Here is a 12,707-nt window from a genome sequence, read left to right as displayed (position 1 = left end):
GAACGAAAGCAGATTTATTGGCAAATGTTTGAACGAACCGGCAGGCTTTATACCCAGCCAAGAGCGCGCAATTACGATGGATTATTTGAACGGCTGGCGGTTTGCGAGTGTTACAGGATGGGCATTCCTATTTCTGATCTGTTTGTCATCAAAGATATAGCCGATAAAACGCCATTAATCTTTGAGAAACTTGAATCTGCGATGGTGTTTTTCACTCGGAGCTATTGCAAATGGCACCGTGAAGTAGACGGTTCCAACATCGACATTGAGAAGGTTTATCAAGTTTTGGGGGAGATAGCGGAAGAAACGCCTGCTCCGCTGGCGAATAAGGGAGCAGGCGAAAGGGACCGTGTATCAGTGCAGCACGCTACCTTCAGTCATGGCAGATTCGGCAAAGTTTTTGCTGTAGCGACGCAGGGTGTAAATCGCCACGCCAAGCGCAATCAGCCCGAAAACGCCACCGGCAAAGCCGACGTCTTCCATGTTGAGATAAGTACTGACCTGACTGCCGATCAACGCGCCGCCACCAATGGCAATGTTGATAATCGCCGACAGCAATGACATCGCAACGTCAGTCGCATCGGGTGCCATAGAGAGGACTTTAACCTGCAAGCTCAGGCCAATCATGGTCATAGCCATGCCCCAGAACAGCGACATAATTACCAGACTGGTGGAGCTGGATGACAGCGGCAACAGCAGCACCAGACTGAGCATCAACACCACCAATGCCGTGATCAACACGCCCGACGGGAAGCTATTATTAAGGCGCGTAAAGATATAACTGCCCACGATGCCGGCCAAGCCAAACAGCAGCAACAGCAGGGTAGTAAAGTTTTCACCAAAGCCCGCGACCTTCTGCAGGAAAGGTTCGATATAACTGTAAGCCGTGTAATGCGCCGCGAAGACCAGCACCGTCAGCAGATATATCAGCACCAGCGCAGGGCGTTTAAACAGCTCGGGCACGCTTTTCAACGAGCCGGAGTTGTTGCTTGGCAGCGGAGGCAGCAGCTTGATGATTAAAATCATCGTGATAAAAGCACCGCCCGCGATAATGAGAAACGTCGCGCGCCAGCCGAGTAGCTGTCCGATAACACGGCCAAGCGGCAGGCCCAATACCATGGCCAGCGCGGTACCGGTAGTTAATAGCCCCAACGCCTGCGCCTTTTTACCCGGAGGCGCAACGCGCAGCGCCAGTGACGCGGTAATCGACCAGAAGACGGCGTGCGAGGTCGCGATGCCGATACGGGAGACCATCAGCGTCATGAAGTTCCAGGCGAAACCGGAAAGAATGTGGCTCGAAATAAACACCACGAACACGCCAATCAACAGCTTGCGACGTTCCATTTTGCCGGTCAACAGCATCAGGGGCAGTGACAGCAGCGCCACGACCCACGCATAAACGGTGAGCATGATGCCGACCTGCGCCGCCGTCATGGAGAAGCTTTGCGCGATGTCCGTCAGCAAACCGACCGGGGCAAATTCAGTGGTGTTAAAGATAAATGCTGCCAGAGCCAGGCTGAGTACTCTGAACCAGCCTTCTGAACGAGTAGACATTGTATTTTGCATAAATGAAAACCAGAAAATTATGAATAAAAAAACCTGAACTCTAACCCAAGGGTCAAGCTCTACTATGATTCTGCTGGAAAATTAGGCTTTTCCGCTTCAGGTTAAGCGAGTTAAAGAAAGAGCGTAGCAGATAAAAGTGTGATCTAAAGCACGTGATGAACATTCTACATTCACAAATGAACCTGTGTCGTTCATTTTTTGCCTTAAATGGGCAATATCGTTGATGTTTTTCGCTCATCACAGCAAATGTGACGAGCATGTTTTCAGAAAGATTTAACTGTGAATTTAATGTGACGGATTGGGTGGTTCATAGGCAGGGAATGCGGAGGGGAATGCTTAGGACAATGCTTAGGACAATGCTTAGGACAATGCTTAGGACAATGCTTAGGACAATGCTTAGGACAATTAAAGGCATTATAAAGCCGCCAGCCCGTCGATAATCGCGCCGCGCCACCATGCAAAATCATGGCCGCCGGTGTAAACAGAAAGATGGCTATCAACGCCAGCGGCGAGTAAGCGTTGGTGCAGCTGCTCGAGATGCGGCACAGTGAAGCCTTCTAACGATCCGACGCAGAGTCTGACGCGCACCTCTTTTGGCGGCGTAGTGAGCAAATATTCACTGACCCAAGAGGTATCATTTTCGCTAAAGCCGAGATCACGCTTACGTTTTTGTGGCATCCACCACATGGAAGGCGAGTGGCTTAGCACCGTGCCAAAAACGTCGGAGGCATGCATCGCGGCCATCAGCGCAGTGACGCCCCCGAGACTTTGGCCGCAAAGCACGGTTTTTGGACGGCCCGCCCAGATTATATCCCGGTGATCGGCCATGACCTGTGGCACCAGTTTTTCGGCAATGTCGAGCACCAACTCGCTCTGACCGCCGAGGATTGCCGCGCGATCGGCCTCATCCAGATTATCGATGCCGAGCACGGCGGTTGGTCCGATGCGGCCATTGGTCAGAGCAACGTCAAGGGCGCCGAGTATACCGACGTGATCAAACCACTTCTCTGCATCGAGCAACACCAGCAGCGCCAGTGGCGCGGTGTCTGCAACCTCTGGGAGATAGAGACGAACGCGGCGCTGATGACCGGCCACCACGGGATTGGACGTGACCAACTTACCGCGAGGAGTTAGGGGTGATTCTGCCCATTCGGGCTGCGCGGGCGCTTTATCGAGCGCAATAATCGATTCTTCTGCAATGCCGCGAACGTTAATTTTTCCGCTCTTATTTAGCGGATCGGGTTGACCCACAAACGGCGTAAAACGTCCGCCTATCGTGGCGACAATTTCAGGTGATGTTCCGAGTGGAATTTCCGTGATGGTGTATGTGCCGCGATAAGTCGCGGGCAGCCGCAGCGTTAACGTCCAGATATCGCTGGAAGGGACGCGCGTCATCATCCCTTTAGGCACGTTGATTTTATCGGTCACTCGATTCAGGAAAACATAAACGCCTTGCAGCGAGTTTGAAGAGCGCCATAAAAAGGTGACGTCGCGTTCATCGTGGCTATCCTGAACTTTAGTCACCAGCGGCACGTCGACTGACTCCACGTCATGCCAAAATTGAGCAATATCCAGTGAGCTCTGCGTTGCCAGCTGTTTAATAAAGCGTGCAGCCGCGACGGCATCATGAGGGGGAAAAAGCGGGATATGACTCATTTTGATCATCCATGAAATCGTTAAGGTTATTTATCTTATTAACAAATAGCGCGTTAATAATTATTGCATTAAAAGTAATGGCGTTAAAAACTTCAGGCCGGAAATAGAAACCGTCCGTTGCGTTATTAAATAACGTTCGAAGGGCGATGTCACGTGAAAATGCAACGCTGTGCTTTTTAAACGGGATAGGCAGATAATCTAATTAGTAGATAAACAGCAGGGTTATTTCCTTTTATTGCTAAATGTAAATAAAAAGCGGGTTTTATTTATTACCCCGAGTAAATAAAGGGGTAATAACGGTTTTGGGAGTGGGTTAATAATAAAAATAAAAACCTGCGGTAATAAAAGGTTAATATTAAGAAATTAAATAATAATGCCGATATACCTTTTACACGCGGTCTAGTCCTATGCTAGCGTAATAAGCGAAGTCCAGAATTAAGCGCGCGGAAGAAATATTTTCCTCACACTTTGTCTCGTTATTATTGCTGCATTAATAAATGCCGAGATAGCGAGTCTGGGCTTTGCTTTGACGTGGCTTCACCTGTTGCGGCCTTCTGTGCCGTACGTTGAAACCATCATCATTAGCATAGGGTGACTTTATTACTCTTTATAAGTAGCTTTATTACTCTTTATAAGTAGGTAGACAGGAATAATTAAACCTATTCTTGGAAGGGGTTTTATCAGGTTAAAAAGAAATAGCTTACATTGTTTAAGGCTTTTACGTCATCGAAGGATTATTTTCTTTAATTCAACGGGGGCGGAATGTCTATTTTTCGAATAATAGCCTGGCGAAAGTATTGCAGCCTCCGCAGGGGTGAGGTTTTGTAATATTGCCTAATAAGTACGTCAGGCAGGAGAGGGATTTTCTCATGCGTATTCTTTTTGTTGGTCCACCTTTATATGGTTTGTTATATCCAGTGCTTTCTCTGGCTCAGGGTTTTCGCGTTAACGGACATGAGGTCCTGATCGCAAGTTCAGGGAAATTTGCCCAGAAGGCGGCCGAGGCCGGACTGGTGGCCTTCGATGCCGCCCCCGGCTTTGATTCGGAGGCGGATTACCGGCGTCGCGAAGATCTGCGTAAGCAAAGTAACGCCGGCACTAAAATGGGGAATTTTTCTTTCTTCAGTGAAGAAATGGCTGACCGGCTGATTGAATTTGCGGGCCAGTGGAAACCCGATTTGATTGTCTACCCGCCCCTTGGCGTGGTCGGGCCTCTAATTGGGGCCAAGTTCAACATCCCCGTGGTCATGCAAAGCGTCGGCTTCGCACACACTCCCTGGCACATCAAAGGCGTAACCCGTTCTCTTTCAGATGCCTACGCACGTCACGGCGTTGATATGCCGCCGCGCGATCTGGCGTGGATAGACGTCACGCCACCCAGTATGAGCATTCTTCAAAATGACGGTGAGCCGGTTATCTCCATGCAGTATGTGCCGTACAACGGGGGCGCAGTGTGGGAAACGTGGTGGGACAGGACGCCGGGCCGCAAACGTCTGTTGGTGAGTTTAGGCACTGTCAAACCGATGGTTGATGGGCTGGACTTGATTTCGTGGGTCATGGATTCGGCCCACGAGGTAGATGCCGAAATCATCCTGCACCTTTCCGCCAATGCGCGCGCCGATTTGCGAGAGCTGCCGCCCAACGTGCGCCTCGTTGACTGGATCCCGATGGGCGTATTTCTTAATGGTGCCGATGGGTTTATCCATCACGGAGGCGCGGGAAATACGCTGACAGCACTGCACGCAGGGATCCCGCAGATAGTGTTTGGCGAAGGGGCAGATCGTCCTGTGAATGCCAAAACGGTGGTGGATCGAGGCTGCGGGATAATTCCCGGCGAGAACGGCTTAAGCAGCGACCTCATTAATACTTTCCTGTGTGACACCAAACTTCGCGCGGCATCGGTACAGGTCGCCGCAGAGATGGCAGCGCAGGCCACGCCGTCAGAAGTAGCGGAACGTCTTGTGGCCTTGTTGCCCCACTAATAAAAGTGAAAATCGGCTGATTGCAGTCGTCCCATGGCGCAGGTCATGGGTTTTTTTCTATTGATCATCAAATTCTGATCATCAAATTCTAATTATCAAATTCTGATCATTTACTTCTGGTTAGTTTACAACTCATTAAAAGGAGGGTTGATGCCCACTACTCATTCTTCAACGCCAGCGGGCTCATGGATAGTCCGTCTTGCTGGCGTGTGCTGGGAACGCAAAAAGCTCAGTCTCATCGTCGTGCTGGCCTCGGTCAGTACTATTCTTCTGGCTGCGTTAGCGCCTTTATTAACCCGACAGGCGGTTAACGACGCCTTAGCGGGCAATTCGGCACAGTTGCCGTGGCTCGCCGGTGGACTGCTTTTCATCGCACTGTTCGATTTCGTCGGCAACTATGTACGTCGTGGCTACGCGGGAGAACTTTCGCTCTGGGTCCAGCACACGCTGCGGGGCCGCGTCTTCGACAGCATCCAGAAACTGGATGGCGCCGGGCAAGATGCGTTGCGTACCGGGCAGGTGATTTCGCGAACCAACAGTGACCTGCAACAGGTGCATATGCTGCTTCAAATGTGCCCGGTTCCGCTGGCCGTACTGACCTATTACGTCGCGGGACTTGCCGTGATGCTGTGGATGTCGCCGTCGATGACGCTTATCGTCGTGCTGGTGCTGGCAGGTTTAGCCACTACCGCGCTGCGTGCCCGCCGCCGCGTTTTTGCCCAGACGGGCATGGCCTCCGACAAGCTTGCCAACCTGACAGAACACATGCGCGAAGTGTTGGCGCAGATTTCCATTGTTAAATCTTGCGTTGCGGAACTGCGTGAGATGCGCTGGCTGGACAGTCAGTCGCGTCACATGGTGCGGGTGCGTATCGGCGCGGCCATCGCACAGGCGATGCCTGGGGCGACCATGCTGGCACTGCCGGTGCTCGGGCAGATTGTGCTGCTCGGATTTGGCGGCTGGTCGGTGATGGCGGGGCGTATCGACCTCGGTACTTTCGTGGCCTTTGCCAGTTTCCTCGCCATGCTCACTGGGCCAACCCGCGTGCTGGCCTCGTTTTTGGTCATTGGTCAACGCACGCAGGCGTCGGCCGAGCGTGTTTTCACTCTGATTGACACCGAATCGCAGATGCAGGACGGCACGCAGACAGTTGACGGTAACGTCGTCGGATTGACGCTGGACGATGTCGGATTCGGCTACGGCAAGGGTGCCAACGTGCTGAGCAACGTCTCGTTTTCTATCAGGGCGGGAGAGACGATTGCCGTCGTTGGGGCATCCGGCTCGGGGAAATCGACCTTGTCGATGCTGCTCGCGCGCTTCTATGACCCGGCCCAGGGCACGCTGTGGCTCGACACCTCGCGTGGAAAGCAGAACATTGCTGATTTACAACTCGAGTCGCTGCGCCGTGCCGTTGGCGTTGTGTTTGAAGATACCTTCCTGTTTGCGGGCACGGTAGCGGAAAATATCGCCTACGGTCACCCCGAGGCGACGGAAGAGAGCATTCGTCGTGCGGCCGATGCCGCTGGTGCAACGGGCTTTATTTCGGCGTTGCCCAACGGTTTCAAAACCCGTCTCGCCGAGCGTGCTTCCAATCTTTCCGGCGGACAACGTCAGCGTATTGGGCTGGCCCGCGCGCTGCTTACCGCACCTAGCCTGCTGATTCTGGATGACACTACCTCAGCGGTGGATGCCGGGACCGAGTCCGAGATCAACGCCGCGCTCGGGCACTATGCCGATGAAAGCCACATGCTGCTGGTTATCGCGCGCCGACGTTCGACTCTGAAGTTAGCCAGCATAATTGTGGTGCTGGAAGAAGGGCGCGTTGCCGATGTCGGCACGCAGGAGGAGCTTGAGGCGCGCTGTCCGGCGTTCCGTGCCTTGATGTCCGGCGCGAGTGATTTACTCGAGAAGCCGCTCTCTTCTCACGCGCAGCTGTGGCCGGAGCCTGCCTCTTCGCAGGAAAATGAGAATAACAACGCCGAGCCTGCCAAAAGCCGCGAGGGGTTCCGCGAACGCATGAGCTGCGTGCCGGAACGGGCAGTGCAGATGGCACAGGACGGTCAGGGTAGACGCGTTGCTTCGCTATTATCTCCCGTCGCCTGGATGTACATTGTTGCCGCCTTGCTGATTGCCGTGGATTCGGCGGCGAGCGTGGGCGTACTGGTGCTGCTGCAACGAGGCATTGATATGGGCGTCGCGGCGGGCAATCTGGCTGTTATCGGCACCTGCGCGGCGTTTGCTCTGGTGCTGGTGGCGATTAGCTGGTGCTGTTATTCCTTGCAGACCGTGGTGTCGTCGCGCGCGGCGGAAACCGTGCAGCATACGGTTCGCCTACGCAGCTTTGGACATTTGTTGCGACTGGGCATGCCTTACCACGAACAGCATGCCGATACTCGCCTGACTCGCATGACCGTCGACGTTGACGCGCTGGCGCGTTTCCTGCAAAACGGTCTCGCCGGTGCAGCAACCAGTTTGATTACTATGCTGGCGATCGCGATTGCCATGTTCTGGCTCGATCCGGTTCTGGCCTGTGTGGCGCTGAGCGCCGTTCCCGTGGTGATTCTGGCGACGCTGGTTTATCGCCGTTTAAGTTCGCCCGCCTATGCAAAGGCGCGTATCGAGATTGGCAAAGTAAACAGCAGCTTGCAGGAGAAAGTTACGGGGCTGCGCGTGGTGCAGTCTCACGGGCAGCAGGGTGCAGAGGCGGCGCGCTTGCGTTCGCTATCCGATCGTTTCCGAGCCACCCGCGTACGGGCGCAAAAATATCTCGCCGTCTACTTCCCGTTCTTGACGTTTTGTACTGAAGCGGCCTATGCGGCCGTGCTGTTGGTGGGTGCATCGCGCGTGGCTGAGGGTGAGATGACGGCCGGTGTAATGGCGGCCTTCTTCCTGTTGCTGGGTCAGTTTTACGGACCGATACAGCAGCTGTCGGGCATTGTCGACGCTTATCAGCAGGCCTCGGCCAGTGCCAGACATATCGATGACCTACTGGCGACCGAAGGTGCTGAAGATGTGCGGCCGTCCGACCCGTCGTCACTCGTTCCTTTAAAAGGTGCGCTGACGCTGGAAAACGTCACGTTTCGTTATCCGGGCAGCAGCGATCTTGCTCTGGACAAGCTTAGCCTGTCGATTCCCGAGGGCGCGGTGGTCGCCGTTGTCGGACGCAGCGGGGCGGGGAAATCTACGCTGGTTAAGCTCATCGCCGGGCTTTATACGCCAACCGAAGGCAAGATTCGTATCGGGAAACGTACTATCGAAGAGACTCTGCTCGCCGACTATCGCGCTCAGGTCGGCTTAGTTGAACAGGATGTGGCACTGTTCAGCGGCGATATCGCCGGAAACATCCGCTATCCGCGCCCATCAAGCAGCGACGCGGAAGTTGAACGTGCGGCAAAACAGGCAGGGCTTTTCGACACGGTACGAAACTTGCCGCGAGGATTCCGCACACCGGTTAATAACGGCGGGGCAGATCTCTCTTCGGGACAGCGTCAGCTGGTTGCTCTGGCGCGTGCGCAGCTTGCCAATGCCCACGTTCTGCTGCTCGACGAAGCGACGGCCCGTCTTGATCGCGCTTCTGAGGAGACCCTGATGACCTCACTCGCCGAGGGCGCGCATCGCGACGGACGAACGGCGCTGGTGGTTGCGCACCGCCTCACCACGGCCCGCCGCTGCGATGCAATAGCCGTGATGGAAGCCGGGCGCGTCGCCGAATATGGCACCCACGACGCGCTGCTGGCGAAAGACGGAATGTATGCGCGACTGTGGCGTGACAGCACGGGAAATCAGGCTTCCGACATTAAGCCGTCTGAAGTAATCGATGATGAGGCAGAAGTGATCGCGTAACGAGTAGGCTATCTGATACCCGACATTGCCACGCTGGCAATGTCGGGTTAAGAATCATTTCGGGCAGGGCGTCATTATGTTGCTCGGCTGCTGCATGGCGATATTTAACAGCGCGCGCGGAAGAGAGGCGGTAAACATTTGACCATGGCTGAGCGCGGGATCTGACCAATAGGAGACCGGCAGACCTTGGCTATGCAGGGTTTCAAGCGTGCTGTGAAGCTTGAGCAGAACGTCCGGCGCGGTTTCAGACCTGATATTTTTGCCCGGCGTGTCGTCCCCTTCATAAAGATACATCTGCTTGTCGCAGCGTTCCGCGCTGTTGATTTCCCCGAGTCTATCGACCAAAACAGCATAATTTTGATTCAATGACGGGCTGGCTGAATAATAAAGGTTAAACAGCGAGGAGGAGGAGAGGTAAGTATCCAGAACAAACACCCCGCCGTAGGAATGCCCCCATATACCCCTTTTAGCCGAATCGATTTTCAAACCCTTTTCGACGGCTGGCACAAGAGTCTTTTCCAGCAAATCACGAAAGAGACGCGCGCCGCCATTCTCGCGGCCATGCAAGTCAGGGGACTGCATTTTCGTCACGGGCGGCGTGTAATCATACGCTCGGGCGATCACGTCAAAAGGCAGGGCAGTTTGATAGCCGATGGCCACGATTACCGGCGGCGTACTCGCTGAAAGCTGCTTGAGAAGAGGTTCCGAAAGTTTGTCCATCGCCGCGTTACCGTCGAGCAGATAAAGCACGGGATAACCCGAAGGCGGCGGACGTTTATCGGGCACGCCCGTCCACACCTTGTAATGTCTTCTACCATCAACTGAGTCAAACGTGCTCACTGAAAAATGATAATAAGCAGAACCTTTTTCGGCAATATTCGGACCGAGAGGCGTCATGTTGGGGCGGGCATCACTGTTTACGGCACAGAGGAGCGTTAAAAAGAGGGCAACAAGCTGACTCGCGATGCGCCGGTTTCTCCAGCGATACAATACTTTGCTCATATAAACTTTGCTCATAAAAAATTCTCAATTAATTCAATGGGATAGTAATTTTAGTTTTTTGCAATTTTAACGGCACTAATGCGTGACGAATAACGTTATCAGTTCAACAGCAAAGCCCGCCTTGCTGTCAACAAGGCGGCCTTTGGCTAACGGAACGAACTATCAGAAGTGCATGCCCAGCTCCATATAGAAGGTGCGACCCGACTCATTGTAGGTTCGCGCGCCCGCACCATAGGCGTAGGTAGGAGAGGTGCCTGAAGTCAGGGCGTTACCCTCGCGGAAGTGACGTTCATCCAGAATATTATCGACACCCGCCGTGACGTCGATATCCTTGTTAACGCTGTAAACCGCGCTCATGCCAAATATCGCATAAGGGGAGACTTGCCAGGTTTCCGTGTCTGACGTGTCGCCGCCCTGAGAGTTATATTTCTGCGGTTTTTGCCTGCCATACCACGTCATCGTCCCTTCTACCGCCAGATCGCTGGTGGCCTGCCAGTCGAGGGTCGAGTTAATGGTAAATTTCGGAATAATGGTCAGGTAATCGCCGGTGGAATCGTTCTTGTTGTCGATGATGTAAGTGAAGTTGTTGTTCATCGTGATCGTATCGCTTATCGGGAAGTTTAAGGTTCCTTCCAGCCCCTGCACGATCGATTTAGGCACGTTTTCCCACTTGTAGACGTCAGAAGTGCCGTTGTCATATTCTGGAGAGTAACCTGCTTCAATCTTGTTGTGATAGTCATTGCGATACCACGTCAGACCTGCCTGAACGCCGTCATGATGGAACTCGATACCTATCTCTTTATTGACGCTGGTCTCTGCTTTTAAATCCTTGTTGCCCTGCAAATAACAGCTTACGGAGCTGGCGTAACAGCCGTTGCCGCTGCTGTATAACAGGTAGTTAGGATTGGTTTGATATAGGTTTGGCGCTTTCCATGCCCGCGCGATGCCCATTTTCAGCGTGAAATTATCGCCCAGATCCTGCGACAGATTCAATGAAGGGCTAACGTTGCCGCCGGTGTAAGTCTGGTGGTTAAAACGAATTCCTGGCGTCAGACGTGTCGAGTCGGTCAGGTCGATATTATCCTCGGTATAAATACCGTAGATATCCGCCGAACTGTAGTCGCTGCGATCCGTGCTGGAGACGCCTTCTACCGTCGAGGTCGTGGTCACAGTATTGGAGGTCGGGTCCGCCATCGTTTGATGGTTCATTTCCGCGCCGAAGGTGACGGTCTGAGGAACCCCAAGTTCGAACGGGATATTGACTTCGGAATGCAGGTTGGTATCGTTCAGCGTGATGGTCGAGAAGCCCGGATCAGTGGTGCTGAACAGCCCTTCCAGCCCGCCTGACAGCCCCTCATTCAGACGCGTATTCCGCGTTTTTTCAAACTGGATATAGTTACTGGTGGTGATGCCGTTGTCCCACGCGCCGGTATATTTCAGCGACAGCGACTGGCGATAGATAATATTGGTTTCTTTACCGTAGTTGGCTTTCACCAGCGTGCTGCTGTTGGTGTTCTGCGTGTCCCCGGCGTACAAATTCCCCTGACGGCTGAACCCGGCAGAAAGCTCCAGCGCCTGCATGCGCGCGAAGTCCCAGCGCAATACCCCATTGATATTTTTGTTAATTACCCCTTCGCGACCCGCCGGAATTTGGCCGGCATATTTACCGGTACGTTCCGCCGCGTGGCCAGCGTTGATGTTTTGACCATCTGCCTGCGTCTTGCTCCAGTTGCCGTAGAGGCGCATGGTCAGATTGTCCGCCAGCGCACCGCTCAGGCTGGCGTTATAGCGTTTTGTCGCGCCTTCCTCTTTATGTTCCGGCACGTTGTAATAGGTATTGAAATTACCGTGCCACGCAGGTTCCGCCTGTTTAGTGATGATATTTACTACGCCGCCCATGGCACCGTTGCCATACAGCGCTGCCGCCGGACCACGGATAACTTCGATGCGGTCAATCATTTCGGGCGGCACCCAGTTGCTGTCACCACGGGTATCGCGATCACCTCGCCAGCCATAGCGCACAGAGTTTTTACTGCTCACCGGCATGCCGTCCACCAGAATCAACGTATTCTCCGGCCCCATGCCGCGAATATCTATCTGGCGATTGTTACCACGCTGACCACTGCTGGAGTTACCGGTGAGATTCACGCCCGGCATGGTACGAATAATTTCTGAAACGTCGCGCTGGATAGGGTGCTTTTTGATAGCTTCGCTGTCGATGATTGACACCCCCGGCGCTTGCAGCGTCTGCTCTCGGGCGGTAACCACCATCGTATCTTCATGACTGCTCTTATCGTCGGCAACCACCGATTTTTTCTTTGATTCACCTGTCGTGGAAACATTCCCCTGTTTCTGCTGATCGTTCACATTCGTTTGCGGCTGTACCTGAGTTGTTCCGGCGCTAATTTCATCTGCCTGCGCCAAAGGTACGACCAGAATTCCCGCAATGAGCGAACTCAAAAGCGAATATTTAAAGGTAACTTTCCCCATAATAGCCAACACCTGCCCTGTGTTAAAAACGATGTAAATAAGAAGCAGAATTATAATGAGAATGATTATTGATTACAATTAGGAGTTTTCTTACATAAAGACATTGAAAAGTAAGGGGTTTATTTTGAGAGTTTTTGCGTAGGGGATAACCGAGAAGGGAATCGGCAG

At 53.4% G+C, this 12,707-nt stretch carries 6 protein-coding genes; 2 read left to right on the top strand and 4 right to left on the bottom strand.

From position 1 onward, the window contains the following. Nucleotides 1–354: 354 nt before the first annotated feature. Together SC206_RS03385 and SC206_RS03380 are read right to left on the bottom strand one after the other, a co-directional pair. On the bottom strand, nucleotides 355–1,566 hold the full coding sequence (locus SC206_RS03385) for a sugar transporter (RefSeq protein WP_332734175.1): 1,212 nt from the start codon (nucleotides 1,564–1,566) through the stop codon (nucleotides 355–357). Between the two features lie 414 nt (nucleotides 1,567–1,980). Next, nucleotides 1,981–3,231: an alpha/beta hydrolase-fold protein gene (locus SC206_RS03380; protein ID WP_442976028.1), complete on the bottom strand. Its 1,251-nt coding sequence runs from the start codon at nucleotides 3,229–3,231 to the stop codon at nucleotides 1,981–1,983. 860 nt (nucleotides 3,232–4,091) lie between these two features. Here SC206_RS03380 and SC206_RS03375 point away from each other — a divergent pair. Together SC206_RS03375 and iroC are read left to right on the top strand one after the other, a co-directional pair. Continuing rightward, nucleotides 4,092–5,204, top strand: a complete 1,113-nt coding sequence (locus SC206_RS03375; RefSeq protein ID WP_332734171.1) for a glycosyltransferase — start codon at nucleotides 4,092–4,094, stop codon at nucleotides 5,202–5,204. 150 nt (nucleotides 5,205–5,354) lie between these two features. After that, on the top strand, nucleotides 5,355–9,047 hold the full coding sequence (gene iroC / locus SC206_RS03370) for a salmochelin/enterobactin export ABC transporter IroC (RefSeq protein WP_332734169.1): 3,693 nt from the start codon (nucleotides 5,355–5,357) through the stop codon (nucleotides 9,045–9,047). A gap of 54 nt (nucleotides 9,048–9,101) precedes the next feature. On the opposite strand, the gene SC206_RS03365 is transcribed toward iroC, so the two are convergent. Together SC206_RS03365 and SC206_RS03360 are read right to left on the bottom strand one after the other, a co-directional pair. Then, nucleotides 9,102–10,064 carry an alpha/beta hydrolase gene (locus SC206_RS03365; protein ID WP_332734167.1) on the bottom strand — a complete coding sequence of 321 codons (963 nt, stop codon included), beginning with the start codon at nucleotides 10,062–10,064 and terminating at the stop codon, nucleotides 9,102–9,104. Nucleotides 10,065–10,211: 147 nt separating this feature from the next. Beyond that, complete coding sequence (locus SC206_RS03360; RefSeq protein ID WP_332734165.1) at nucleotides 10,212–12,539, bottom strand: TonB-dependent siderophore receptor; 2,328 nt, start codon at nucleotides 12,537–12,539, stop codon at nucleotides 10,212–10,214. Nucleotides 12,540–12,707 lie beyond the last annotated feature (168 nt).

Source organism: Rouxiella sp. T17 (assembly GCF_036663475.1).
Taxonomy (GTDB): Bacteria; Pseudomonadota; Gammaproteobacteria; order Enterobacterales; family Enterobacteriaceae; genus Rouxiella.
This window is presented reverse-complemented; position numbering and strand designations above follow the sequence as displayed.